The 22,893-nt window shown below is 69.7% G+C and carries 25 protein-coding genes and 2 pseudogenes; 11 read left to right on the top strand and 16 right to left on the bottom strand.

Features of this window, described 5'->3' with window-relative positions; genetic code table 11:
* Nucleotides 1–357 precede the first annotated feature (357 nt).
* The 9 genes from V1457_RS04105 to V1457_RS04065 form a co-directional block, all read right to left on the bottom strand.
* The gene (locus V1457_RS04105) at nucleotides 358–1,140 is read right to left on the bottom strand and encodes a sulfite exporter TauE/SafE family protein (RefSeq protein ID WP_338600397.1); all 783 of its coding nucleotides are present in this window, start codon (nucleotides 1,138–1,140) and stop codon (nucleotides 358–360) included.
* 63 nt (nucleotides 1,141–1,203) lie between these two features.
* The gene (locus V1457_RS04100) at nucleotides 1,204–1,797 is read right to left on the bottom strand and encodes a rhodanese-like domain-containing protein (RefSeq protein WP_338600394.1); all 594 of its coding nucleotides are present in this window, start codon (nucleotides 1,795–1,797) and stop codon (nucleotides 1,204–1,206) included.
* A 37-nt stretch (nucleotides 1,798–1,834) separates the two neighbouring features.
* Nucleotides 1,835–3,262: an MBL fold metallo-hydrolase gene (locus V1457_RS04095; RefSeq protein WP_338600391.1), complete on the bottom strand. Its 1,428-nt coding sequence runs from the start codon at nucleotides 3,260–3,262 to the stop codon at nucleotides 1,835–1,837.
* Nucleotides 3,259–3,582 (bottom strand): rhodanese-like domain-containing protein, encoded by a 324-nt coding sequence (locus tag V1457_RS04090; protein WP_338600388.1) that lies wholly within the window; start codon nucleotides 3,580–3,582, stop codon nucleotides 3,259–3,261. The genes V1457_RS04095 and V1457_RS04090 overlap by 4 nt, the downstream gene beginning before the upstream one ends.
* A 69-nt stretch (nucleotides 3,583–3,651) precedes the next feature.
* Complete coding sequence (locus V1457_RS04085; RefSeq protein WP_407074774.1) at nucleotides 3,652–3,903, bottom strand: metal-sensitive transcriptional regulator; 252 nt, start codon at nucleotides 3,901–3,903, stop codon at nucleotides 3,652–3,654.
* A gap of 110 nt (nucleotides 3,904–4,013) precedes the next feature.
* Nucleotides 4,014–5,393, bottom strand: a complete 1,380-nt coding sequence (locus V1457_RS04080; RefSeq protein WP_338600385.1) for a rhodanese-like domain-containing protein — start codon at nucleotides 5,391–5,393, stop codon at nucleotides 4,014–4,016.
* Nucleotides 5,394–5,843: 450 nt separating this feature from the next.
* Complete coding sequence (locus V1457_RS04075) at nucleotides 5,844–6,128, bottom strand: hypothetical protein (RefSeq protein WP_338600382.1); 285 nt, start codon at nucleotides 6,126–6,128, stop codon at nucleotides 5,844–5,846.
* A gap of 345 nt (nucleotides 6,129–6,473) precedes the next feature.
* A complete protein-coding gene (locus tag V1457_RS04070) occupies nucleotides 6,474–7,319 on the bottom strand; it encodes a sulfite exporter TauE/SafE family protein (RefSeq protein ID WP_338600379.1) in 846 nt (281 codons plus the stop codon).
* Between the two features lie 331 nt (nucleotides 7,320–7,650).
* A complete protein-coding gene (locus tag V1457_RS04065; protein ID WP_338600376.1) occupies nucleotides 7,651–7,992 on the bottom strand; it encodes a DsrE family protein in 342 nt (113 codons plus the stop codon).
* A 915-nt stretch (nucleotides 7,993–8,907) separates the two neighbouring features.
* On the opposite strand from V1457_RS04065, the gene V1457_RS04060 reads away from it, so the two are divergent.
* From V1457_RS04060 to V1457_RS04050, 3 genes are read left to right on the top strand one after another with little or no spacing between them, the layout of a single operon-like run.
* A complete protein-coding gene (locus tag V1457_RS04060) occupies nucleotides 8,908–9,108 on the top strand; it encodes a hypothetical protein (RefSeq protein WP_338600373.1) in 201 nt (66 codons plus the stop codon).
* A 33-nt stretch (nucleotides 9,109–9,141) separates the two neighbouring features.
* Complete coding sequence (locus tag V1457_RS04055) at nucleotides 9,142–9,507, top strand: BlaI/MecI/CopY family transcriptional regulator (RefSeq protein WP_338600370.1); 366 nt, start codon at nucleotides 9,142–9,144, stop codon at nucleotides 9,505–9,507.
* Nucleotides 9,504–10,520: a M56 family metallopeptidase gene (locus V1457_RS04050; protein WP_338600367.1), complete on the top strand. Its 1,017-nt coding sequence runs from the start codon at nucleotides 9,504–9,506 to the stop codon at nucleotides 10,518–10,520. Before V1457_RS04055 ends, V1457_RS04050 begins: the two co-directional genes overlap by 4 nt.
* Before the next feature lie 186 nt (nucleotides 10,521–10,706).
* On the opposite strand, the pseudogene V1457_RS04045 reads toward V1457_RS04050, so the two are convergent.
* Together V1457_RS04045 and V1457_RS04040 are read right to left on the bottom strand one after the other, a co-directional pair.
* A pseudogene (locus V1457_RS04045) lies at nucleotides 10,707–10,850 on the bottom strand (IS256 family transposase); the annotation flags it as partial.
* Between the two features lie 9 nt (nucleotides 10,851–10,859).
* A pseudogene (locus V1457_RS04040) lies at nucleotides 10,860–11,072 on the bottom strand (transposase); the annotation flags it as partial.
* Nucleotides 11,073–11,505: 433 nt separating this feature from the next.
* Between V1457_RS04040 and V1457_RS04035 the strand changes: the two are divergent.
* The gene (locus V1457_RS04035) at nucleotides 11,506–11,961 is read left to right on the top strand and encodes a heavy metal-responsive transcriptional regulator (protein WP_338600364.1); all 456 of its coding nucleotides are present in this window, start codon (nucleotides 11,506–11,508) and stop codon (nucleotides 11,959–11,961) included.
* A 43-nt stretch (nucleotides 11,962–12,004) separates the two neighbouring features.
* A complete protein-coding gene (locus tag V1457_RS04030) occupies nucleotides 12,005–12,280 on the top strand; it encodes a thioredoxin family protein (RefSeq protein ID WP_338604805.1) in 276 nt (91 codons plus the stop codon).
* A 107-nt stretch (nucleotides 12,281–12,387) separates the two neighbouring features.
* Here V1457_RS04030 and V1457_RS04025 read toward each other — a convergent pair whose 3' ends face one another.
* The 5 genes from V1457_RS04025 to V1457_RS04005 all read right to left on the bottom strand — a co-directional run bounded on the left by V1457_RS04025 (nucleotide 12,388) and on the right by V1457_RS04005 (nucleotide 17,211).
* The gene (locus V1457_RS04025) at nucleotides 12,388–13,047 is read right to left on the bottom strand and encodes a DUF305 domain-containing protein (protein WP_338600362.1); all 660 of its coding nucleotides are present in this window, start codon (nucleotides 13,045–13,047) and stop codon (nucleotides 12,388–12,390) included.
* A 658-nt stretch (nucleotides 13,048–13,705) separates the two neighbouring features.
* On the bottom strand, nucleotides 13,706–16,039 hold the full coding sequence (locus tag V1457_RS04020) for a heavy metal translocating P-type ATPase (protein ID WP_338600359.1): 2,334 nt from the start codon (nucleotides 16,037–16,039) through the stop codon (nucleotides 13,706–13,708).
* 78 nt (nucleotides 16,040–16,117) lie between these two features.
* On the bottom strand, nucleotides 16,118–16,327 hold the full coding sequence (locus tag V1457_RS04015) for a heavy-metal-associated domain-containing protein (RefSeq protein ID WP_200071463.1): 210 nt from the start codon (nucleotides 16,325–16,327) through the stop codon (nucleotides 16,118–16,120).
* Between the two features lie 53 nt (nucleotides 16,328–16,380).
* Nucleotides 16,381–16,662 carry a metal-sensitive transcriptional regulator gene (locus V1457_RS04010; protein WP_338600356.1) on the bottom strand — a complete coding sequence of 94 codons (282 nt, stop codon included), beginning with the start codon at nucleotides 16,660–16,662 and terminating at the stop codon, nucleotides 16,381–16,383.
* A gap of 81 nt (nucleotides 16,663–16,743) precedes the next feature.
* On the bottom strand, nucleotides 16,744–17,211 hold the full coding sequence (locus tag V1457_RS04005) for a DUF305 domain-containing protein (protein WP_200071465.1): 468 nt from the start codon (nucleotides 17,209–17,211) through the stop codon (nucleotides 16,744–16,746).
* Nucleotides 17,212–17,649: 438 nt separating this feature from the next.
* On the opposite strand from V1457_RS04005, the gene V1457_RS04000 reads away from it, so the two are divergent.
* The 6 genes from V1457_RS04000 to V1457_RS03975 are packed head-to-tail and all read left to right on the top strand — an operon-like array spanning nucleotide 17,650 to nucleotide 22,893.
* Complete coding sequence (locus tag V1457_RS04000) at nucleotides 17,650–18,000, top strand: NADH-quinone oxidoreductase subunit A (RefSeq protein ID WP_200071466.1); 351 nt, start codon at nucleotides 17,650–17,652, stop codon at nucleotides 17,998–18,000.
* Complete coding sequence (locus tag V1457_RS03995) at nucleotides 17,991–19,220, top strand: hypothetical protein (protein ID WP_338600352.1); 1,230 nt, start codon at nucleotides 17,991–17,993, stop codon at nucleotides 19,218–19,220. Before V1457_RS04000 ends, V1457_RS03995 begins: the two co-directional genes overlap by 10 nt.
* A complete protein-coding gene (locus V1457_RS03990) occupies nucleotides 19,213–20,142 on the top strand; it encodes an NADH-quinone oxidoreductase subunit H (protein ID WP_338600349.1) in 930 nt (309 codons plus the stop codon). Before V1457_RS03995 ends, V1457_RS03990 begins: the two co-directional genes overlap by 8 nt.
* 10 nt (nucleotides 20,143–20,152) lie before the next feature.
* Nucleotides 20,153–20,716, top strand: coding sequence for an NADH-quinone oxidoreductase subunit J (locus V1457_RS03985; protein ID WP_338600346.1), 564 nt, complete (start codon nucleotides 20,153–20,155; stop codon nucleotides 20,714–20,716).
* Nucleotides 20,713–21,018 carry an NADH-quinone oxidoreductase subunit NuoK gene (nuoK, locus tag V1457_RS03980; RefSeq protein ID WP_338600343.1) on the top strand — a complete coding sequence of 102 codons (306 nt, stop codon included), beginning with the start codon at nucleotides 20,713–20,715 and terminating at the stop codon, nucleotides 21,016–21,018. Before V1457_RS03985 ends, nuoK begins: the two co-directional genes overlap by 4 nt.
* Before the next feature lie 3 nt (nucleotides 21,019–21,021).
* Nucleotides 21,022–22,893, top strand: coding sequence for a proton-conducting transporter membrane subunit (locus tag V1457_RS03975; protein WP_338600341.1), 1,872 nt, complete (start codon nucleotides 21,022–21,024; stop codon nucleotides 22,891–22,893).

The raw sequence follows: 22,893 nt of genomic DNA, 5'->3' as shown, positions 1-22,893 counted from the left end.
TCCTAAGTCGGTTGTCATAGCATTTCGCTTTCGGTGTGGAGCAACCGGCAGGACCGGTCGGCGACCGGACGGCCGGTCTGGAGCGCGGGCCGCGATCAGCGGCTGACTCAGCATCGGGATGCCGGGAAACCCGGCGGCGGAGTCGGCGTGCGCGTCAGTCGCGGCCGAACAGCTTTCGCAGGAACCCGCCACCGCCGTCGCGCCGAGCACCGGCGAGCACCTGTTCCACGTGTCGGCCACATCCCGCGTAGGTCGGCTTCCCGCACGTGCGGCATTCCACGCGACGGCACATGTTCCACCTCTTCGTTTCGGAGAATTGCCGGTTCGACGACTCGCCGCGGCGTCAACCCGGCAGCGTCAACCCAGCGCGGAGGGATCGATGACAGCGGCTGCGGCGACGAGTACCGCCACGGCGAACACGACGTAGGCGAACCAGCGCCGCACGGTCGACGAGTTCAGCCTCGTCGACATCCGGGCGGCCAGCACGGAGACCACCAGGGACGTACCGGCGAACACCAGCAGCACCGGGTAGTCGATGCCCGCGGCCGCGTCGGCGTGGGCGACCAGCCCGGCCACCGAGTTGATCAGTACGACCACCAGGGATGTCGCGACCGCCTGCTGCGCTCCCAGGCCGAGCAGCAGGGTCAGGGCCGGGACGATGACGAAGCCGCCGCCTACGCCGAACAAGCCGGTGAGCACGCCGACGGCAGCGCCTGCGAGCACGGACTTGGGAAGGCAGGTGCGCCAGTCGATCCGGCCTTCCCGGGTGCGGCAAGCGTCTGCGTGGTTCTCCCCGCCACGCAGCATCCGCACCGCGACGACACCCATGAGCGCGGCGAAGGCGATCAGCAGCCAGCGCTGCGGAAAGAGATTGCCGAGCGCCGCACCGCCGAAGGTGGCGGGGGTACCTGCCGCGCCGAACACGAGCGCGACAGGCCACCGCACCGCGGTGCGCCGCTCGCGGGGGACCAAGCCTCCCAGCGAAGACAGCGCGACGACGGCCAGCGAGGCGGGGATCGCCGTCTGCAAGGGCTCTCCGACGCCGTAGACCAGGGCGGGCACGGCGAGGATCGAGCCACCGGCGCCGAGCAATCCCAGTGCCAGCCCGATCACCGCGCCGAACACCACTGCCAAGTACAACGGAACCACCTAACCCGGTGGCGAAGTCGCCACCCGTCGCCGCCACAGCGCACTGCCCGCGGGTCACTTCCCAGTCGCCGCCTCTTCGCCGGTAAGCGCTTCGAGCAGGGAGCGCCGACCCGTGCTCGGGGTGCGGTTGTGCGGCAGCAGCCCCAGCACCCGGGACATGGCGCAGGTGTCGGTCACCGCGGCGAAGGTCAGGCCCGCGCCGACGAACCCGGCGATCCACTTGAGCGGTTCGTAGGCGATGCTGGCGACCACGCCGGTGAGCACCAGCAGGCCCGCGGCCAGCCGCACCTGCCGTTCCATGGCCCAGGTGCCCCGGCCCCGGTTGAGCTCGCCGCCTTCCCGGCCCCAGCCGGTGATACCGCCGCGGAGCACGCTGAGCCGCTCCAATCCGGCCGTCTCGAGCAGGGAGCGGGCTTGTTCGGCGCGACCACCCGAGGCGCACACCAGCACCACCGGGTCGCCGTGCTGCGCGGTGAGCTCGTCGCGGTGTTCGCGCAGCAGGTCCAGCGGGACGTTGTAGGAGCCCGGGATGTGCGACGAGACGAACTCGCCGGGTGTGCGCACGTCGATCAGCCGGATCTGCGGGTCGGTTTCGCGGACCTCGCGGACCTCGGCGGTGTCGACGAGTTTGGGCAGGGTCTTCGGCATTTTTCGCGTTCCTCCGCGATCGTTTCCGGATGTGGTGTCAGATTCCGTCGGTCATCGGCACGCCGGCCCCGGCGGCGGCGCCGAAGTGGTCGTCGATGAGCACGACCGGGCGGTCGGCGCCTTCCAGCAGCGAGGCCGCCGCGGTCGCGCGGTAGCCGCTGCCGCAGTGCACCCACACGGCCCCGGCCGGGACCTCGTCGAGCCGGTCTTTAAGCTCGTAGAGCGGGATGTGCACCGCGCCGGTGACGTGCGCAGCGCTGAACTCGTTGTTGGTGCGCACGTCCAGCACCACTGCGGGTGCGGGCAGCAGGCCGGCGTCGCCGTCCAGCGCCGCGGCCAGATCCGCGAAGGTCGCGGTCGGGGTGCTGCGCAGCTGATCCGGGTCGACGGCCAGGTGCTGCGGGGTGCCCACGGCCGCAGCGGCGAACTTGTCGATGCCGATCCGCGCCAGCTCGCGCTGGGCCTCGCCGACCTGCTCGCGGGACTCGCCCAGCAGCGTGATCGGGGCGCCCCAGTCGATCATCCAGCCGAGCCAGGTCACCATCGGACCGTCCAAGCCGAGGCTGACCGTGCCTGCCAGGTGCGAGATCACGTAGGCCTTCCGGGAACGCAGGTCCACCACCCACTCGCCGTGCTGCAGGCGGCGGCGCAGCTCCTCCGGCTCCGCACGCACCGGCTCGCGCAGGTCGAGCGGTTCAGGCCCGGTCGTGTTCTGCACACCCATGTGCGCGTAGTACGCCGGGTACGCATCCAGGCCCGCCAGGGTCTGCTCGACGAAGTCGCGTTCGGCCAGCGTCAACGCGGGGTTGAGCCGCTTCTGCTCGCCGAGCGTTGCCGAATCTCCCGAAGCCTGCGTGGCCGAGCAGAAGCTCCCGAACCCGTGGGTCGGCCAGATCTGCGCCCCGTCCGGCAAGATCGCCGCGAGCTTCTGCGCCGAGGCGTGCTGGTGGCGCGCCAGATCCTCGCTGTGCTGCTCGCCCAGCAAGTCGGTGCGCCCGGTGGTCCCGAACAGCAGCGACCCACCGGTGAACACGCCCACCGGGCCGTCCTGGCCTTCCAGCGCGTAGGACAGGTGGTGGTAGGTGTGCCCCGGGGTGGCCACCGCCCGCACCTGCATGTTCGGCGAGAGCTCGACCGCGTCGCCGTCCGAGAGCGGTCGCCGATCGAACGGCACCTCGTCCGCGGCCGCCAATCCGTACTCGGCGCCGGTCAACCGGGCCAGCTCCAGCCCGCCGGAGACGTAGTCGTTGTGCACGTGCGTGTCGAGCACCAGCGCGATCCGCACGTCCAGCCGCCCGGCGGCCGCGATCACCCGATCCACGTCCCGCTGCGGATCGACCACCACGGCCACTTCGCCATCGCTGGCCAAGTAGCTGCGATCCCCCAGCGAAGAGGTCTCGATCACCTCGACCACCAGACCACCGGCCAAGCGGTCCTCGTGCTCGACCGCACCGGTCGCCGTCATCGCTGCACCCCCTGCTCCACCTCGTTACCGGCTTCGATCCACCCCGACGTCCCGCCGGACACGGACACCGCGCGGGCACCTGCCGCGTTCATCGCCTCCGCCGCCCTCCGGCTGCGGCCTCCGGAGCGGCAGATGACGTAGCACTCCTGCCCCGCGAACCGCTCGGGCGAGGCCACCACGTCCGCCAGCGGCACGTTCACCGCACCCGGCACATGGCCCGACGCGTACTCCTCCGCCTCGCGCACATCGATCAGCCGAGTGCCCTGCCGCCACAGTCCTGCGAAGACGACCACACCGACTTCCGGCGTCTGTTCAGACACGAATCCTCCTAGTACCCACTGGGGTATCAACGATCGAACACGGCCCCGGGTGACAGGGGCGCACCATGCTCAGGCGAGCGCGAGGAACAGCCGCTCCAGCTCCTGCTCGGTCATCGGCGGCTCGTCGCCGTCCTCCCGGGCCTGCTGGCAGTAACGCATCCCGCTGGCCACGACCTTGAACCCGGCGCGGTCCAGAGCACGGGAAACAGCAGCCAGCTGGGTCAACACCTCGGCGCAGTCGCGCCCCTCCTCCATGGCCTCGATCACACCGCTCAGCTGGCCACGGGCCCGGCGCAACCGGTCCAGGGCGTCGCCCACCATTTCCGGCTTCATCTCCACAACGACCATCTCCCTTCGTCCATACCAACCTAACAAACCCCCCGGGGTATACCGGAAGGGCTATCGCGCTCCGGACCGTGCCCGGCATGGGGTCACGCCGGTTGGCCGACCGCCTGCTCCCAGCTGCTGAAGCCGCCTTCGAGGTCGGCGACCCCGGTCCGCCCGGCGCGGCGCAGGACGCTGGCACCCACGCTCGAACGCCATCCCCCGGCACAGTGCACGATCACGGGCCGGTCGGCGGGGATGTCGGCGAGCCGCCGCTCGAGGTCGGCCAGCGGGATGCGCAGCGAGCCGGGGATGGCACCGGTGTCCACCTCGGTGGGGTTGCGCACGTCGAGGACCGTCGCGCTCCCGTCCCGGCGCGCCCGCTCGAGGTCGGCGACATCGACGCGTTCGGCGGTGCACACCGGTTGATCGGGCTCGGCGAACACTTCGGCCGGCGCGGCGAGGTGACCGGCGACGTCGTCGATGCCGATGCGCGCCAGCCGCATCGCGACCTCGGCCTCCCGGCCGGGCTCCGCGACGATGACGACCCGGTCGCCGAGGTCGAAGAACATCCCCGCGGTCTCGGCGAACCGCCCGTCGATGCCGACGTTGACGGATCCCTCGAGGTGCGCCTCGGCGAACTCCTCGGGTGCGCGGGCGTCGAGCAGCTTGGCACCGGCGTCGACCTCGGCACGCAGGTCCGCGAGCGCCAGCGGGACCGGCGTCCGGTCCTGGCGACCGAGCTGGTGCAGGCGGCGGTTGAGCACCGCGTCCTGGGCGAAGTACGCGGGAATCGCGGGCTGGCCCGAGGAGACCGCGGCGACGAACTCGTCGGCGCTCATCGGGCGCACCGACGGGTTGCCGATGCGCTGGGCGCCGATGGTCGACTCCAGCTCACCGGCGATGTTCTTGCCGCACGCGGACCCGGCGCCATGGGCGGGCAGCAACCGCACGTCGTCGGGCAGGCCCATCAGGGTCTCGTGCGTCGAGACGTACAGGGCGCGCGCGAGCTCGTCGGGATCCGCGCCGACGGCGGCCGCGAGGTCGGGTCGTCCCACGTCCCCGTTGAACAGGGCGTCGCCGGTGAGCACGGCGTTCGGGGCCCGGTCGTCGGCGTGCTCGCGCACCAGGACCGAGACCGACTCCCAGGTGTGGCCGGGAGTCTCGACGATCTCGAGCTCCACCTCGCCGAGCGAGATGCGGTCGCCGTGGGCGAAGGCGCGGATCTCGTAGTCGGGATCGGCGCGCCGCCCGTACCCGATCCAGGCCCCAGTGGCCTCGGCCAGTTCGAGGTGCCCGGCGACGAAGTCGGCGTGGAAGTGCGTGTTGATCACGCCGACGATCCGCAGCCCGGCGGCCGCTGCGTCGTCGAGGTAGACCTGCACGTCCCGACGCGGATCGACCACGACCGCCCGGCCGGAGGTCTCGTCGCCCACGAGGTAGGAAGCGTGCGAGAGGCAGTCGATATAGTACTGGTTCAAGATCACGAGAAGTTACCTCCGAGATTGGGGGAAGGCACCCGCGTGCGCATTCCCTGTCGGTTCCGCTGATATCCGGGTCGAGATCGCCCACCTCGTACAGGCCGGTGACAGCACCGGTCCCGCGCGGACCGCGGCCGCGCCGGAAATCACCGCCGCCGTCGGCTGCCGGACCGCAGAGCCGGAATCGCCCGCGCCACCGGTCGAGGTCGGGTGGAACTCGTTCCGCGAAGTGACGGGTCATCGCCCCGGAATGGAAGAAGGAATTCAGGCGTGCGGGTATCTCCAGCCGGTCCGGGCGATCATCCCGGTCGGCGGCGAAAGCCGCACCCGTGCGAATCCGCGACGAGTCGGCGCGGGAAGTCCCGCACCGGCAGCACGGACCACAGCTGCACGAGGCCCGTAGCGGGGGCTGCCGCCGGGTGGCGGAGCCCCCGCGTGCACGGTGTTCAGCCCCGATCAGAGACCGAGGATGCCCAGTCCCAGCAGACCGTCGTCGGCACCGGTCGAGGAGCTGGTGCCGTTCGAAACGGCCCCGTCCGGTCCGGCGACGTGCTGCTGCTGGTCGTAGGACGCGCCGCCGGAACCGTCGGTGCCGGCCTGCACGCTGTTGGATGCCGCCCCGTCCGGGCCGACGGCCGCGTTGTGCTGCTCGAACGAGTCGGCCGCGGCGATTCCGGTGGCACCGAGGACGAGGGGCAGCGACAGAATGCCGGCGGCGATGCCACGATTGAGCTTGCGCATCAGGGTTACCTCCTGTTGCGTCGACAGTGACACCCGGGCCCCGGCGCCGTATGCCAGTACCCGCCGGGGTTCGGAGTGTCCGAGACCTTCCGATCTCGCACTGGTCAATCTACTGGGTACCCCCCGGTGTATCAACCGGATCTGCACCTTCCCGCCGGTGACTCCACTCATAGCTTTGCCCTTAAGCTTGCACGTTTTGCTGAGAATACCCCCGGTTCAGGCCTGCTAGTGGCTTTGCGGTCGCACCCCAAGGACTCAGCGCGTCTCGCGATAGACCCCCGGGGGTACCCTGCCTTGAAGTGGCTTCTGTTTACCGGGCGGGGCGAGCCCTGCCGCCGAGCGGTGTCAGCCCAGCAGTTGCGGGAGCGCCTTCCACAGCAGGTTCACCGCGGTGGCGAGCAGCAGCGCGGTGATGACGGCGTCCAGCCTGCGCTTGTCGATGTTGAAGCGGCGGCGGATGACCGTGCCCAGTGCGAGGCCGAACAGCGTGACGAGCGCGATGGTCGATCCCAGCCAGATCCGGTACTCCGTGAGCACCCCCTGCAGCCACATCTGCACGACGCGCTCGCCGATGACCACGGCGAAGAACAGCGACATGCCGCCGATGTAGCGCTGCGCGTTGCGTTCGAAGATCTGCAGGTAGGCGGGCAGCACCGGCCCGAGGTTCACGGCCCCGAGCAGGAACCCCTGCACGACGCCCACCACGCTCAGCAGGACCGGGTGGCCCGCCCGCGGTGCGGTGGCGAACCGGCGGGTGAGCTGGAACGTGATGTGGGCGAGCAGGATGACCGCGACCAGCACGGACAGAATTGCCTGGTCCGGCTTGGCGCTCAGCAGCGCTACCCCGGCCACCGAGCCGACCAGGCCGAAGGCGAACAAGGCCCAGTTCTGCCGCACGTAGGCGCGTCCGGTGCCGGTTTCGCCGACTTGGAACACGTTGAGCATCAACGGTGGGATGGCCAGCACCACCACGGCCAACGTCGGATCGATGATCAGTGCGGCGACCGGGGTCACCAGCAGCGAGTATCCGAACCCGGAGATCCCCTTCAGAGCCGCGCCGACCACGGCGACCGCCGCGAAGGCCAGCAGGCTCCAGCCGGTGACTCCGGCACGCAACCCGTCCGCGAGGTGCTCCACTCCGGGAAACAGCGCGACCGCAGGGACGGCGACCAACAGGACGGCCGAGGTCATGATCAGATGACTATGGCTCGGCCGCGGACGGCTCCGAGCCTCGAGAGGTGCGGTGGGCATCGCAGATGCCCCTCCTTCCGGCGTTCGTGGGGTTCGGAATCCGCCTCCGGTTCGGCCCGCGGTGCCCGCGAAGCGCGGAACCTCGGCCGCCGTCCCGGAATCCCCGGCGAAGTGAGCCGCCGCGGGACATCGGGCTGTGCTCCGCAGGAAGGTCGCGCCGATGCAGGGGGTTCGAGCGGCCGAACAGCTGCGCGGAAAACGAGCTGCGCCGAGTGCCGCCGCTGCCCCGAAGACGGGATCAGTGCTCAAAGCGTCGCGCGTCCGGGAACGTTCACGGGTGGACGTAGGCCCAGCCGTCGTGTTGCAGCCGCACCAGCTCGGCCAGCCCGGCCCGCACCAACCGCACCCCGGACAGCACCTCGGTTTCCGGAATCTCCTTGCGGCGCAACGTGTTCTGACACGCCAGCACCTCCACTCCGGCATCGAGCGCGGCCCGCACACCCGAGGCGGCGGCGGTGCGGCCGGTCGCGAACTCGATCCCGTCGCCGTGGGCGATGACCCGGATGGCGACGTCGCCGAGTTCCGCCGCCACGTTGCGCACGTTGCGCACGACGGTCTCGTGGAACTCGGCACCGTCCCGGGGAACCTGGAAGACGACCTGGTAGACGCTCACTCTTGCGCTCCTTCGCTGTGCGGGTTGTTCATCTGCTGACTCGCCCCGAACGCCCGCGCCGGGCAGCTCGGCGCGGCCGCCGCGGGGCTTCTCGACGACGCCCTCGGCCCAGCACCCGCCGGAACAGCCCCCGCGGGCACTACGCAGCGCCCGGCGCCGCGCGCGGGCGACCACGGCAAGCGCTCCACTGAGGACCACAGTGGACAGCCCGATCGGGCCCGCCGGTGCGTTGCGGCCGAACGGCACCGCGATGCCGGGTCCCGGCCGAACATCGGTAAATCCAGCCACTCGACGCGCTGCCTACCGGTCCCGGTGCAACGCCCGATCGGCCGCGGTCCGGCAGAACGGCGGGCGGCGGTCCGGCATCCGGCGCGGTGACCAACGCCCGCCGAGGCCGCGGCGAACCACAGCATCCGGACCGGAGCCCTGCCCTTTCGCCCGATGCCATCCCCACCGCCCCTCGCCCGACCGAATGTCTCCTACGAAGGTTAGTAGATCTTCTACTGTCGTTAGTAAGGTGGTCCGGCTCATCCGCGAACACACGGCAAGCGGGAAACCGCGCAGCCGGACAACACGCCCCGCCCGTGGACCGTCCTCGGCCGCGGGCGGTGGCCACCGGAACCGCGACGACTCGCGCGAGGGCGGTCCCGCTCATCCCCGGGTAAGCGAGGCACCATGCGCAGCTGGACGACACGCCCCACTGGATGTGGGCCGCGGTCGTGGCAGCAGTCACCGGAATCGTGACCGCTCTCATCCCGAACCCGGTCTGCACACGCACGATCGAAGCGCCGTGGTGGAGCTACCCGGTCTGGATCGCCTCCGCGGTCCTGTCCGGACTGCTGATCGCGACCTACGTGCGCGACCGGCCAGGCGACGAACCCTCGGCCCAGCGAGCACCGCGACATTACCGGGGCGGTGCTGTCGTTGCTGGCGGTCGGCTGCCCGACGTGCAACCACTTGGTCGTCGCCGCCCTGGGCGCGCAAGGGGCACTCACCTGGTTCGCCCCGGCCCAGCCGGGGCTGGCGGTCGGTTCGCCAGTGCTGATCGATTTCGTGCTGCGGGCCCGGATGCGCGCCGCCCGCGGCTGTCCGATCCCGGCGGCCGGACGACCATGACCTACCCTGCTGGCGGAAGGGGGGAGCAGCTCGATGCGCAGTCTCGGTCCGCTCGAGTCAGCGGTGATGTCCCTGCTGTGGGACGCCGATGGCGCCCTGAGCGTGCGGCAGGCGCTCGACGGCCTGCGCGACCGCGACCTCGCCTACACCACGGTGGCCACGGTCCTGGAAAACCTGCACCGCAAGGAATGGGTCGAGCGGGAACGACTCGGCCGGGTGTGGTTCTACCGCCCCCGCGTGCAGCCCAGCGAGCACGCGGCCTCGCAGATGCGGGAGGCGCTGGCGGCCAGCAACAGCCCCCGCGCCACATTCCTCAAGTTCGTCGACGAGATCAGCGACGACGAGGCGGCCTTGCTGCGGGAGTTGCTCGCCGAGGCCACGCCACCGGAGGAACGATGACGCCGCTGCTGCTCGGGTTGTCCGCTTACGCTGCGGCCGCGGCCGTGCTCGCCCCCCGTCTGATGCGCGCCTACCGGAGTTGGCAACGGGCTGCGCCGCGGCTCGGCCTCGTGCTCTGGACCGCGCTGCCGCTGTCCTGGATCGTCGCCGTGCTCAGCGTCGGTCTCGCGGCCACCGCCCGGCTCTCCGGCGGACTCGGGCTGGCCGGGCTGCTGCACGCATGCCTGCGCGCGGTGGAGGTCGTACTCGGCGTGCACAGCCCGGCCGACGCTCCCGCCGCCCTCGCCCTGCTCGGCTCCCTGACCTTCCTGCTGCGGCTGGGAACGATCGCCGCACGACAGGCCGCCTGCGACCGCAGACACCGCAGAGCGCACCGGCGTCGGGTGTGCGAGCCATCGAGGACCGTACACCGCGACGGGCAACGGATCTCCGTCGTCGACAGCCCGGCGCCGGCCGCATACTGTGCACCAGGGCGCAGGGCCTCGATCGTGCTGACCACGGGCGCCCTGGAGAGGTTGTCACCGCGCGAACTCGACGCGGTCATCGCCCACGAGCAGGCGCACCAGCGCGGCAGGCACCACCTCTGCGTGTCCTGGGCAGCAGCGCTCGCCCGGGCGTTCCCGTTCGTACCGCTGCTGCGCAGCGCTCCGCACGAGATCGCGCGCATCGTCGAATGGCTCGCCGACGACCACGCCGGAAAGCAGTGTGGCAGGCAGCCGGTCGCCCGCGCCCTCGCCGCGATGGCGACGAGCACCACGCCCACCAGCCGACCGGCATCCGTCCTGACCGCCACCGGCTCCGACGTGCTGGACCGCGTGCGGCGCCTGCTCGAACCCCCGGCGAACGCTGGCCGCGCCCGCTGGCCGATCACCGCGGTGATCGCGCTGCCCGTGCTGGTGCTCGCCGCCGCGGCAGCCGTGCTGATACCCGCCGCCACCGCGGACCCCGCACCGCTGTGCCAAGGCAGGCAGCCGTCGCACGCACCGACCGGCTCGCAGCGGACGGGGACGTGACCGTGCGCGGTAACGCGGGGAGGCGGAACGAACGCCGAGCACTCGATTAACCACTACCGCCGCCTCCCCGCCCCACCCGCACCTCCGCGAACTGACCAACCGCGAACTCCGCCGCTCTGCTCATCGGAGCCGCCGTCCGCCGCCGGATCGGGGTCTGTCCGATCAACGGTGTTTCCGGCGGTGCGGTTAGTAGGTTTCAGCGGCTGGCCAGCGGTCGCTGAAGGTGATAGCGAACGCGTTGATCACGGGCTTCCAGCGTTGCGCCCATCGTGTGCGGCCGGTGCCGGTCGGGTCCAGGCTACGGGTGACGAGGTACAGGCACTTCATCGCCGGGCGGATTCAGGCGGTCAACGCAACACCAGGTGGGCTGGTCGGCTTGGAGAGTAGCACCTTGAGGGCTTCGGCAGGGGTCTTCCAGTCCAACCGTTTCCGTGGTCGGCTGTTGAGTTCTGCTGCGACGAATTCGAGGTAGTCACGATGATACCCCAATAGATCAAATCCCTTGGGAAAGTACTGGCGGAGCAGACCGTTCGTATTTTCGTTGGAGCCGCGCGGATTCGCCGAAAGGATGCCGATCCGGTTTCGGCCGACGCCCGGCCTGCGAGGGGGAGGGAGATACAGGCCGGGCGCCACCAAGGCCACGGAGGGGGATCGTGGCGAGCGCAACTGTAACCGAACCCGCACCCGAAAGAACTTCACATCGCGGTCGGGGTACAACGGGTTGGTCAACGCTTGACTCGGCAACCGGGGTCGCACGAGTGCTCACGCGAATGTGCATAGATGCCGTATGTCTGTGCGAGGTTGGAGGTCCTGCTGGGACTCGGGGCGGGCGACCGTCGGGGGGTCGCCCGCCCTGCTGGTGCGGGGGTGTGACACCGCGCAGCTGTGGAGCAGGTCGCCGTGGTGATCGCGGTGTGCAGCAGTCGTGCTATTCGGTTGGCAGGCTTGGGCTGGACCTTCCAGACGGCTGGGAGGTGCACTCTTGATGGAACACCAGGGACTCGACCGGCAGGGAGCTGTGGTGCACATCGGGGAACTGGCCCGGACGGCGCGAGTGAATCCCAAGACGGTTCGCTATTACGAGAGCATCGGTCTGCTGCCTGCGGCCGAGCGCAACGCTGCTGGCTATCGGGTGTACAGCGCCAGCGATGCCGACCGGGTGGGTTTCATCAAGGCCGCGCAGCGGCTGGGCATGCGGTTGGACGAGATCAGCGAAGTACTGGCGCTCCGGGATGCGGACAAGCGTCCGTGCGGCTATGTCCGGCAGGTCCTGCACGAGCATGTCGGCGACATCGATGAGCGGATCGCGGAGTTGCAGCGGATGCGGCAGCAGCTGCTGGAGTTGGACGCGCGTGCCGATCGGTTGGCCATGGAGGAGGCCGATGCCGCCTCCTGCCCGCTGATCGACCACATGCGGCGCGAGAGCGAACCGCGGACTTGACCTTCCACTCGACTGGAAACCTTAGCGTGCCGCCTTGGAGGTGATGACGATGGCAAACCGCCACGTTGAAGTGTTCACGACTGGGTGCCCGGGTTGCGCGCCCGTGGTGGAGCTGGTGGAGGACATGGCCGGGCCGGGTTGCGAGGTCGTGGTGCGCGACCTGCGCAGCGACGCGAATGCCGCGGACCGGGCGGCCGAATATGGCCTTGCCCGGATTCCTGCTGTGGTCGTGGATGGCGAGCTGGCCGAGTGCTGCCGGAGTGGGCAGGGCCCGACCAGGGAAGGGTTGACCGCCGCCGGGGTCGGCCGCTGCGGCTGATCATCAAGGGGCGGCCCCGCCGAGCGCGGGGCCGCCCCTCGCTGCTTTCTTCCCGGTTTGGCTGCGGCGGCGCTGCTCGGGTTCGGCAACAGCGCCGCCGTGGTCTGTCAGCCGTGGTTGAGCATCTGGTGGATGGTGTTGATCTCAGCTTGTTGGGAACTGATGATCCGCTGGGCCATCTGCTTGGCGGCGGGGAACTGGCCCTGTGCGGGCTCGGTTTGAGCCATGCCCACCGCTCCTTCGTGGTGCTTGATCATCATGGTGAGGAACATTCGGTCGAACTCGGGCCCGTTGACCTGCTGCAGCTTTTGCATGTCGTCGGCGGTCATCATGCCGGGCATGTTCCCGTGGTTCATGCCGGGCATATTCTCGTGTTCCATGCTCGGCATGGTGCCGTGGTTCATGGGCATGCCGGGCCGGGGTGTGGGGGCGCCCCAGCTGCGCAGCCAGCCGTTGAGCGTCTCGATTTCGGGGCCTTGGGCCGCCTCGATCTGACGCGCGAGGTTCTTGACCTGGTCGGACTGGGCGCGTTCGGCGGCCAGTCGGGACATGTCGATGGCCTGGCTGTGGTGGGGAATCATGTCCTGGGCGAACGCCACGTCAGCGTTATTGTGCTGCCCGGCTGCGGCGGGCGGCTGGGAGGTGCTTGCCGGCGGGGTGGCGTGGTTCATGCCCGGCATGCCCTGCTCGGAACCGGTACACGCGGCAAGGACGCCACCTGCGGTGGCGATGGCCAACGCAACGCCGACTGTGCGCATCGTGTTCATGGTTTATTCACTTTCGTCGTTCCGAATTGGTTGCTGCAGAAAAGGAACGATCCGTCGGATCGTTCGGAACGGCGAAAGATCACAACCGGAGCACGCACAGCTGCGCCAGTCTTCGAGGTAACGGGGGCGGGGGGCGACTCCGGCTTCGACCTGGGCCGAGTGCGGCCGCCCGGAACGGTGCTTTCGGGAGGAGTGCCGAGGCGCGGAGGGCGTGTGCGGCGAACAGGACGATCGCTGCGGCCAGGATCGCCAGACACAGGTGGAGCCACCCGTGCTCATGAGCAGGCTGCCTGTCGGGTGACGAATGGGCAGCCGGTTCTGCGGAGCGGCCGACCTGGGCGTGGGGGACGTCAGCTGCCTGTGCGGCGTGCGTGCCGTGCAGCTGCACCAGGGCTGGCGGCATCGGCATCGGCGCGGAGTCGCTGGCGTGGGCCAGCGGCGCATGGTGCATGACCATGACGCCGAAGGCGAGCAGCGCCAGCAGCCACCCGTAACCGTTCGTGGACCGATACCCCACGGATTCCACCCTAGTTCGTGACTCGTTCTGCTTGGGGAGACGGTGCTGTCGCCCAGCGCCAACCGGGAATGTGCTTTCCGCCTTACCTCCCGGGAGGGGAAAGTCGTGCTTGAACAGTGGTCCTACCCGCCGTACCGGCCGTTAGGAGCGCGTCGCGCTGGGCCGCGGTGAGGACACGTCGTGTGTTTCGGTGCCCAGCTGGCGTGGGTTGGTAGTGGTGCTGTGGAAGCGGCGTAGGCGCAGGCTGTTGGCGACGACGAACACGGAGCTGAACGCCATGGCGGCCCCGGCGATCATGGGGTTGAGGAGTCCGGCTGCTGCCAGCGGCAGGGCGGCGACGTTGTAGGCGAAGGCCCAGAACAGGTTGCCCTTGATGGTGCCGAGGGTTCGGCGGGCGAGCCGGATCGCGTCGACGGCCGCACGCAGGTCGCCGCGGACGAGGGTGAGATCGGATGCCTCGATGGCAACGTCGGTGCCGGTGCCCATGGCCAGTCCGAGGTCGGCTTGGGCCAGTGCGGCGGCGTCGTTGATGCCGTCGCCGACCATGGCCACCACGCGGCCCTCTCGTTGCAGCCGGGCGACGACGTCGACCTTGTCGGCGGGCAGGACCTCGGCGATGACCTCGTCGATGCCGACCTGCACGGCGGTCGCCTGGGCGACGGCCTCGTTGTCGCCGGTCAGCAGCACCGGCCGCAGCCCCAGGCCGCGCAGGCCGTGGATCGCCTCCGGCGAGGTGGGTTTGATGGTGTCGGCGATCACCAGCGCAGCGCGGGTTTGCCCGTCGACGGCGGCGACGACGACGGTACTGCCGTCCCGCTCGGCGTCCAGTTTGGCCTGCGCCAGCGTCTCGGGGACCCGGATACTCCATTGCTCCAACAGCTGCGCCCGGCCGACCAGGATGGCGTGGCCGTCGACGACGGCTTGCACGCCGAGTCCTTCGATGTTGGTGAACTCCTCGACTTCAGGGAGATCGCCGACGCGGTCGGCCGCGCCGCGCGCGATCGCTTGAGCGATGGGGTGCTCCGAGGCGTGCTCGGCGGCTCCGGCCAGTCGGAGTACTTCGTTCTTGTCGACGCTGTCGAGGGTGTGCACTGCGGTTAGGGACATCTGTCCGCTGGTGATGGTGCCGGTCTTGTCGAGCACGACGGTGTCGATGCGGCGGGTGGATTCGAGGACCTCGGGGCCCTTGAGCAGGATGCCCAGCTGGGCGCCGCGGCCGGTGCCGACCAGCAGCGCGGTGGGGGTGGCCAGTCCGAGTGCGCAGGGGCAGGCGATGATCAGTACGGCGACGGCGGCGGTGAACGCCGCTGTGGCTCCGGCTCCGGTGACGAGCCAGAAGATCAGGGTGGCCAGCGCCAGGGCGATGACGATCGGGACGAAGACCGCGGAGATGCGGTCGGCCAGGCGCTGGACGGCGGCCTTGCCGGTCTGGGCGTCTTCGACGAGCTTGGCCATCTGGGCCAGCTGGGTGTCCGAGCCGATTCGGGTGGCGCGGACGACGAGCCGACCACCGGCGTTGACCGTCGCGCCGGTCACGATGTCGCCTCGGGCGACCTCGACCGGGACGGATTCGCCGGTGAGCATGCTGGCATCGACCGCCGAGGAGCCGTCTTCGATCACGCCGTCGGTGGCGATCTTTTCGCCGGGGCGGACGATAAAGTGGTCTCCGACGGCGAGATGGTCGGTGGGGATGCGCTGTTCGTGGCCGTTGCGCAGGACCGTGACGTCCTTGGCGCCGAGTTCGAGCAGGGCGCGCAACGCTGCGCCCGAGCGTCGTTTGGATCGGGCTTCGAAGTAGCGGCCGGCGAGGATGAACGTGGTGACCCCGGCGGCGACTTCGAGGTAGATGTTCCCGTCGCCGCTGCCCGGTTGGACGGTCAGGGCGAACGGGTGGGTCATGCCGGGCATGCCGGCGGTGCCGAACAGCAGTGCGTACAGCGACCACGTGAATGCGGCCAGGGTGCCCATCGAGATCAGGGTGTCCATGGTGGCCGCGCCGTGGCGCAGGTTCGTGGCCGCGGCGCGGTGGAACGGCCACGCGCCCCACACGACCACGGGAGCGGCCAGGGTCAGCGAGATCCACTGCCAGTAGGTGAACTGCAACAGCGGGATCATCGCCAGTGCGATGACCGGCACGGACAGCACGGCGGAAATGATCAGGCGTTCCCGCAGCGACCGCGTCGGGTCGTCGGAGTCACCGTCGCTGGTGGACGGTGTGTTCGTGCGAGCGGGTTGGGGCAGGGTGGCGGTGTAGCCGGCGGCTTCGACCTGGTCGATCAGCTGCTGCGGGTCCAGCCCCTCGGGGTAGGTGACCTTGGCCTTTTCGGTGGCGTAGTTGACCGTGGCGGCCACCCCGTCGAGCTTGCCCAGTTTCTTCTCGACCCGCGCCGCGCACGAGGCACAGGTCATGCCGCCGATAGCGAGCTCGACGTCCTGACTGGGCGAGGCCGTGGACTGATTTGTGGTGGTAGTCATGGAGCCCTCCTGTGTCCCTCCGGTGCTCACGGACGTCGGAGGGGTCGACTTGCTCCTGCTGGCGAGCAGTGATGGTGGTTAGCGGGCTGCCAGTTGGTAGCCGGCTTCTTCGACGGCGGCTTGCACGTCGTCGTTGCTGACCGGTTCAGCGCTGGTCACCGTCACCGCACCGGTGGCGAGGTTCACCGCGACGTCGGACACGCCGTCGATCTCGGTGAGCTCTTCGGTCACCGACCGGGCGCAGTGCTCGCAGGTCATGCCGGTCACGATGTAGGTCGTCTCGGTCATAGCGATTCTTTCCTTCTCGATGTGAACCGTGCGTCGGTGCTCGTCGCGTTTGGTCAGGAGCGCACCAGGCGGGCGATGGCGTCGCTGGCTTCGCGGACCTTCTCGTCGGCGGCCTCGCCGCCTTCGGCCATGGCTTCGGCCAGGCAGTGTTTGAGGTGCTCGTCCATCAGTCCCAGCGCGACCGACTGCAGGGCTTTGGTGGTCGCGCCGATCTGGGTGAGCACGTCGATGCAGTACTGGTCGTCGTCGATCATCTTTGCCAACCCGCGGACCTGGCCTTCGATGCGACGCAGCCGCTTGGCGTAGGCGTCCTTGTCCTGGGCGTAGCCATGCATGGCGAGCCTCCTCGGGACTATTAGGGGGTAGGGGTATGTCAAGATTTCGCGGGCTGGGGCGCTGAAGGGGATCTGCGGTGCTTACAGGTGGTTGAGCATCGACTGCATGTGCTGGATCTGTTGGTTTTGGGACTGCACGATCGAGTGCGCCAGCTGCTTCGCCTGCGGGTTCTCCCCGCCCTGGATCTCGGGCTGCGACATGGACACAGCGCCCTCGTGGTGGGCGATCATCTGGTGCAGGAACAGCTTGGAGGCAGCCGCGCCGTCGGCGTGCTCGAGCGCGGCGAGGTCGTCGGGGGAAAGCAGTCCCTGCATGCCCTGTGCTTGTTCGAGCGACATCGCGGATCCGGCGTTCCAGGCACCCAGCCACGACTGCATCGTGGCGATCTCCAGGCGTTGCTCGCGCTGGATCTTCTCGGTCATTTGGCGCACCTGCGGGTCCGGTCCCTGCTTCGGCAGCACGATCTCGGCCATCCGCAGCGCTTGCTGGTGGTGCGGAATCATCATCTTCACGAACTGCACGTCGGCCTGGTTGTGTGCCGGGCTCACCGCGGTGCCGGGTTGCGCGGGCGCGCTCGCGGCCGGCGGTGGTGGCGGACTCGCAGACGGTGCCTGGGGCGCTGGCCCTTCCGGGGAGCAGGCCGCAACGCCGGCCAGGCCCAGCGCGAGAACGGACGCGGCTGCGGTGCGGCGAAGGTTGATCATGCTGTCCTCTCACGTCCTTGATTGTTCGACCAGCTGACACTTGCGCTAACACCCCTACCCCCTAGGGGTATTCCGGCAGCCGAGATACATCCTTGTGTCGATCTAGGATCCGGCGCTCTCGATCGCGGTGGCAGTCGGCGTCGGCGAGCGTTCCGCTGGGTAGTCGGTCAGGCTGGGAAAGCCGTGATCTCGCTGTTCGGGGGTGGCGATGGGTGATGCAGTGACGCTTCAAGCGCGGTGCGCGAGGTCTGTGGGCTCGAACGTGCTTGTGCTGCGTGGAGCATGAGCGGGTTCGCGATGGCGCTGTTGGTCCTGGTCGTGGTCGTGGTGGTGGTCAGCGGCGTGTACGGCGTGGCCTCGCTGGTGCAGATCGGACCGGGCAGCATCCGAGTGAGGCCGTTTCTGGCCGGTCATGCACCGTCCGAACATGCGTTTTCGCGTTTCCACGTGCGGTGGTATGCGCTGACGATGATTTATCTGGCGTTCGAGATGGAGATGCTGTTCATGTATCCGTGGGCGCTGGTCGTCTCGTCGGTGGGTACGAGCGCGGTCGTCGAAATGTTCGTGTTTCTAGGGATTTTGCTGGCTGGGGTGGCGTATGCGTGGCGGGAAGGGGCGTTGCGATGGGCGTGACCGCCCTGTTGCGGCGCTTCGCCGCCGGGGTGCCCCACGTGCTCGTCGCCGAGGCTCCAGGAGGTACCGCGTCTCGGTTGGCGGTTGAGCAACTGCTGCGCCGATGGGGATGGGTGCAGGTGTCCCATCCGGCGGATGCTGATGTCCTGGCCGTCGTCGGGCCTGCGGGGCCGCAGTGGACGAGCTTCGCCGATCAGCTGTGGGACCAGGTTCCGCAGCCCCGGGTTCGCGTGCAGGTCGGCAACGCGGCCGAGGCCGACATCGCGCTTCAGCGTGCGGCGAGCCTGCTAACCGACCAGGGCGAGGCGCCTCCCGTTGGTGAAGGAATGTCGGCGCGGCGTGGGCGGGGCGGTGCGGGCCACGCTGAGCACGGTCGTTCTGATGACCAGTCCCAGGGCCACGAGCAGCACGGTGGCGGCGGGATGGACATGCCGGGCGGTGTGCCCATGGCCGATCGTGGTCCGGATCGGGATGGACTGATGCTCGATCAGCTCCATGTGCCGCTCGGCCCGGTGCTGCCGGACTGGCCCGCCGGTCTCGTGCTGCACACCACGCTGCAGGGCGATGTCGTGCAGAGAGCCCGGCTCGAGGTGATTCGCGATTACGGCGACGTGCCGGATTTCTGGAACGAGCCATGGCGCCGGTCAGCCTCTGGTGAGGCCGTCACGGCGGGCGAGGCCGCTCGGCGCCGCGCTGCGGCGCACCTGGACAGCCTGGCGAGGTTGCTGGCTGTGGCGGGCTGGCGTGACGCGGCGCTGCGGGCGCGGCGAGCCCGCGACGACGTGCTTGCGGGCGTGCCTGCCGAGGTGGTCGCTCGCCTGGTGCACCGGTTGGTCCGGTGGCTGCGTCGGTCGCGAACGCTGCGGTGGCTCACCGGTGGGTTGGGGGGCTTGCCCGCGGAGGCGGCCGAGGCCGCAGGGGTGACCGGGCCTACCTTGATGGCATCTCGTGCCGGGGGTGACGTGCGTGCGCGGTGGCAGGCGTGGCTGGCCGAGATCGAGCGATCGGTGCCCGCATTCGACGACGGCGCGCCATTGACCATCACCGATTCCGGGCCACGAGGACGGCTCGGTGCCGGCGGGTGTTCGGCGGCGGCTCTGGGGGTGCTTTCCGGGCTGGTGGAGGGGGCCGAGCTGGCCGGGGCGCGGTTGATCGTGGCCAGTGTGGATCCGGATATCGCCGAGCTCGACCACGTCGACGTGGGAGCGGTGGATGGCTGAGGCTCCAGTGTGGAGTGTGCTCGTGCTGCCCGTGTTGTTGGGGGTGGGTGCGGTCGCGGCGCTCGTCTTCGATGCGGCTTTGGCGGCGCGTGCGGCTGGACGACCGGTGTCGGCGTCAGCGGCGTTGAGCGCACCGCTGCGTGCGGTGGTGCGGCTGCTGATCACGCAAAGGCGGACGACCGCGGCAGCTGACGCGGTGCTGTGGCGCACCGGCGTGGTGCTTGTTCCGGTCCTGGCGGTGCTGGCCGGATCGGTGCTGCCGCTGGGCGGGGTGGCCGTGTCGGATCTCGCGGTGGGGGTCGTGTGGTTCAACGCGATGGAGATCCTGTCTTGGGCGGCGGTGTGGATGGTCGGCTGGGGCCCGAATGCGGCGTTGTCCCTGGTCGGTGGTTACCGGTTCGTGGCCCAGGGGTTGGCTTACGAGTTGCCGCACATGTTCGCGTTGATCACGGCGGCCACCGGTGCGGGCACGTTGCGGGTGGGCGGGATCGTCGAGGCCCAGTCCGGGTTGTGGTTCGTGGTGTGGATGCCGGTCGCCTTCGTCGTCTATCTGCTCAGTGCGATGGCGATGGCGTTCTGGGGCCCGTTCGACGCGCCGCTGGGGCATGACCTCGCCGGCGGAGCGGCGGGGGAGTCTTCCGGTGTGGACCGGCTGGTGTTCCTCGGTGGGCGGTGGTTGCTGCTGGTGGTCGCGGTGGCGATGGCGGTGCCGCTGTTCCTCGGAGGAGGCGGTGGGCCCTGGCTGCCGGGCTGGGTGTGGACGGTGCTCAAGACTGCCGCGGTGCTGGGCGTGGTCGTGTGGCTGGGGCGCCGGTTTCCCACGGTGCGGATGGAGCGGTTCGCTGAGTTCGCCTGGGTGGTGCTGGTCCCGCTGACGGTCCTGCAGGCGCTGGTCGTCGCGCTGGTGGTGCTGGTGCGGTGAAAAGGGGTGCGTGGTGACGGTTGCGTTGTTCTGGCTGTTCGCGGTCGGCGCTCTGGTGTCCGGGTTCTTGGTGTTTCGGTTGAACTCGATGGCGCGGGTGACGTTCGCGTTGCTGGCCTCGTTCGTGTTCGTGGCCGCGGAAGTGGTGCTGCTCGGGTTGGCCTACCTCGGCGTGGTGATCGTGTTGATGATGGTCATGGAAATGGTGATCATGGCCGTGTTCATGGTCATGTACATGATGAATCCCGCCGGGCTGATGCCGATGGCGATGGAACACAACAAGACCGGCGCCGCGGCGATCTCGGTCGGGACTTTCGTCGTGCTCGCGGTGGGCATCGTGCTCGTCGACTGGCCGCAGCGGGCTGGGATGCCGCCGCCGGACCCGACGGTCGCGCTCGGGGAAGCGCTGATGGGCCCGCACATGCTGACCATGATGACCCTGGGGGTGGCGCTGTTCGCCACCATCGTGGCCACCGTCGTTCTGGCCACCCACCGGGGGCGCTACGACCGGTGGGGCGACGACCTGCGCGTCGTCCGCGCCGACGAGCCGGTGTGTGGGGGGATCGGGCGGTGAGCCTGGAGCTGTTCCTGCTGCTCGGTGCCGGGCTGTTCGCCATCGGCCTCTACGGAGCGTTGTCGCAGCAGTCGATCGTGATGCTGATGATGGGCCTGGAGCTGATGCTCAATGGCATCACGGTTGCGGCGGCGGCCTTCTGGTACTACGTCGCTCCGTCCAATGCGGACGGTCAGGTTCTGATCATCGTGGTGATCACGGCGATGGCGGTGGAGATGGCGGTCGGTTTCGCCGTGGTGACGGCGATTTTCCGCGCCCGGGATGTGGACATGACCGACATGGCCGCGGATCTCAAGGAGTAGCCGATGGGCGCGCTGGCATGGCTGCTGGTCGCGGTGCCGCTGGGCACCGGGGCAGTGCTGGCGTGCACCGGTAGGCGAGGCGATCGGATCGCGCCCGTAGTCGGAATCGCCGGCGCGGGGATCACGGTCGTGCTCGCCGTGCTGGCATCGGTGGTGCGCCCTGCGGCGACCGCGCCCTTTCTGCAGGGGATGGACGCGGGTGTGGCCGTTGACGGGCTTTCGGCGGTCCTGGTGGTCACGGTCGCGGTGGTCACTCTGGCGGTGCTGGTCTTCGCCGCGGACGAGTTCGGCCCGCACGAGCCGCGGGCTCGGTTTTTCGGACTGATGCTGCTGTTCGCCGGAGCCATGCTCGTCACGGTCACCGCCACCGGCCTCGCCCTGCTGCTCATGGGCTGGGAGGTCATGGGTGCAACGAGCTGGGCTCTGATCGGGTTCTGGTGGCGCGACCCTCGCCGGGCGCACGCGGCCAACGTTGCGTTTCTGACTACCCGCGCCGCGGATCTTGGTCTCTACCTCGCGGCCGGGGCGGCGCTCGCCGGAGGTGTCGGCACGCTCGCCCTCGCGGAGCTGCCCGCGGTGAGGTCACCCTGGCTGACCGTGCTCACCGTGGGGATCGTGCTGGCCGCGTTGGGCAAGTCGGCCCAGGTGCCGTTTCACTTCTGGCTTTCGCGTGCCATGGAAGGTCCGAGTCCGGTCTCGGCGCTGCTGCACTCAGCCACCATGGTCGCCGCTGGCGCGTACCTGCTCCTCCGGCTGCACCCGGTACTGGCCGCCTCCGATTGGGGTGGCCCCTTGGTCGCCTGGTTCGGTGCGGCCACCGCGCTGGCGCTCGGCCTGGTCGCGGTCGCGCAAACCGACCTCAAACAGTTGCTCGCGGCCTCGACGTGTGCGCAGATCGGGTTCATGGTGCTGGCCGCGGGCACCGGTGGAATCACCGCCGGCACAATGCAGCTGGTGGCGCACGCGGCGACCAAGTCCGCGCTGTTCCTGGCCGCCGGAGCGTGGCTGACCGCACTCGGCACGAAGACGCTGCCCGCCTTGCGGGGTGCCGCCTGGCGACACCCGGTGGTGGGCGTGACGTTCACCCTCGCCGCCGCGACGCTGGCCGGCCTGCCCCCGCTGTCGCTGTGGGTGACCAAGGACGCCGTGCTGGCCGCGACGGCACAACACGCGCCCGGGCTGTATGTGGTGGGACTGGCCGCCGCGGTGGTTTCCGCCGGGTACAGCGTCAAAGCGGTCTGGTTCGTCTGGCAGCCAGTACCCGCCAACGCCGCGACCAGGTGGGACACGGAGCAGCCCGGCTCCCGCGAGGTGTCCGCCTTTGCCTGGCCGGTACTGGTGGTGCTGGCCGGCCTGGCTGCGGTCTTGGGGGTGTTCGGCCTGCCGTCGGTGGCCGAGAGCGCGCGAGGTCTGCTGGGTGCGGGACCTGCCGCCGCACCCCGCGTGTGGGAGCTCGCGCTGTCGGCGGCACTCGCCGTCGGCGGGTCGGCTTTGGCTTGGTGGTGGGGAGATCGACCGGTGCCGCTCACCGCACCGGTACGGCGATGGTCACGGGACTGGCTCGGGTTCGAGCGCGCTGCCACGGTGCTGCTCGTGCGGCCCACGATGGTGCTCGCTCGCGCACTGGCGGTCTTCGACGACCGCATCCTCGACCGGGCTGTGCGGTCCGTGCCCGCACTCGGTCTGTGGCTGGCCGAGCTCGCCAACCGGCGCACGGAAATCCCCGTCGACGGTCTCGTGCGCGGCCTGGCCCGCGGTGCCCGACGGCTCGGAAGGCTCGCCCGGCGCCCGCAAACCGGGCAGCTGCACCAGTACTACGCCCAAGCCGTCACGGTGTTGGCCGTGCTCGCCCTGCTGATCATCCTCGTGAGGTAG

The sequence above is a fragment of the Saccharopolyspora sp. SCSIO 74807 genome, from assembly GCF_037023755.1.
GTDB lineage: Bacteria > Actinomycetota > Actinomycetes > Mycobacteriales > Pseudonocardiaceae > Saccharopolyspora_C > Saccharopolyspora_C galaxeae.
The sequence above is the reverse complement of the archived record's forward strand: the minus strand, read 5'-3'. Positions and strand labels throughout refer to the sequence as shown.

Excerpts from the sequence above, each read along its gene's own strand:
- V1457_RS04100 (WP_338600394.1), bottom strand. The coding sequence starts at position 1,797 with ATGCCGAAGACCCTGCCCAAACTCGTCGACACCGCCGAGGTCCGCGAG.
- V1457_RS04095 (WP_338600391.1), bottom strand. The coding sequence starts at position 3,262 with ATGACGGCGACCGGTGCGGTCGAGCACGAGGACCGCTTGGCCGGTGGT.
- V1457_RS04085 (WP_407074774.1), bottom strand. The coding sequence starts at position 3,903 with ATGGTGGGCGACGCCCTGGACCGGTTGCGCCGGGCCCGTGGCCAGCTG.
- V1457_RS04075 (WP_338600382.1), bottom strand. The coding sequence starts at position 6,128 with ATGCGCAAGCTCAATCGTGGCATCGCCGCCGGCATTCTGTCGCTGCCC.
- V1457_RS04070 (WP_338600379.1), bottom strand. The coding sequence starts at position 7,319 with ATGACCTCGGCCGTCCTGTTGGTCGCCGTCCCTGCGGTCGCGCTGTTT.
- V1457_RS04055 (WP_338600370.1), top strand. The coding sequence starts at position 9,142 with ATGCGCAGTCTCGGTCCGCTCGAGTCAGCGGTGATGTCCCTGCTGTGG.
- V1457_RS04050 (WP_338600367.1), top strand. The coding sequence starts at position 9,504 with ATGACGCCGCTGCTGCTCGGGTTGTCCGCTTACGCTGCGGCCGCGGCC.
- V1457_RS04035 (WP_338600364.1), top strand. The coding sequence starts at position 11,506 with ATGGAACACCAGGGACTCGACCGGCAGGGAGCTGTGGTGCACATCGGG.
- V1457_RS04030 (WP_338604805.1), top strand. The coding sequence starts at position 12,005 with ATGACGATGGCAAACCGCCACGTTGAAGTGTTCACGACTGGGTGCCCG.
- V1457_RS04025 (WP_338600362.1), bottom strand. The coding sequence starts at position 13,047 with ATGAACACGATGCGCACAGTCGGCGTTGCGTTGGCCATCGCCACCGCA.
- V1457_RS04020 (WP_338600359.1), bottom strand. The coding sequence starts at position 16,039 with ATGACTACCACCACAAATCAGTCCACGGCCTCGCCCAGTCAGGACGTC.
- V1457_RS04015 (WP_200071463.1), bottom strand. The coding sequence starts at position 16,327 with ATGACCGAGACGACCTACATCGTGACCGGCATGACCTGCGAGCACTGC.
- V1457_RS04010 (WP_338600356.1), bottom strand. The coding sequence starts at position 16,662 with ATGCATGGCTACGCCCAGGACAAGGACGCCTACGCCAAGCGGCTGCGT.
- V1457_RS04000 (WP_200071466.1), top strand. The coding sequence starts at position 17,650 with ATGAGCGGGTTCGCGATGGCGCTGTTGGTCCTGGTCGTGGTCGTGGTG.
- V1457_RS03995 (WP_338600352.1), top strand. The coding sequence starts at position 17,991 with ATGGGCGTGACCGCCCTGTTGCGGCGCTTCGCCGCCGGGGTGCCCCAC.
- V1457_RS03990 (WP_338600349.1), top strand. The coding sequence starts at position 19,213 with ATGGCTGAGGCTCCAGTGTGGAGTGTGCTCGTGCTGCCCGTGTTGTTG.
- V1457_RS03975 (WP_338600341.1), top strand. The coding sequence starts at position 21,022 with ATGGGCGCGCTGGCATGGCTGCTGGTCGCGGTGCCGCTGGGCACCGGG.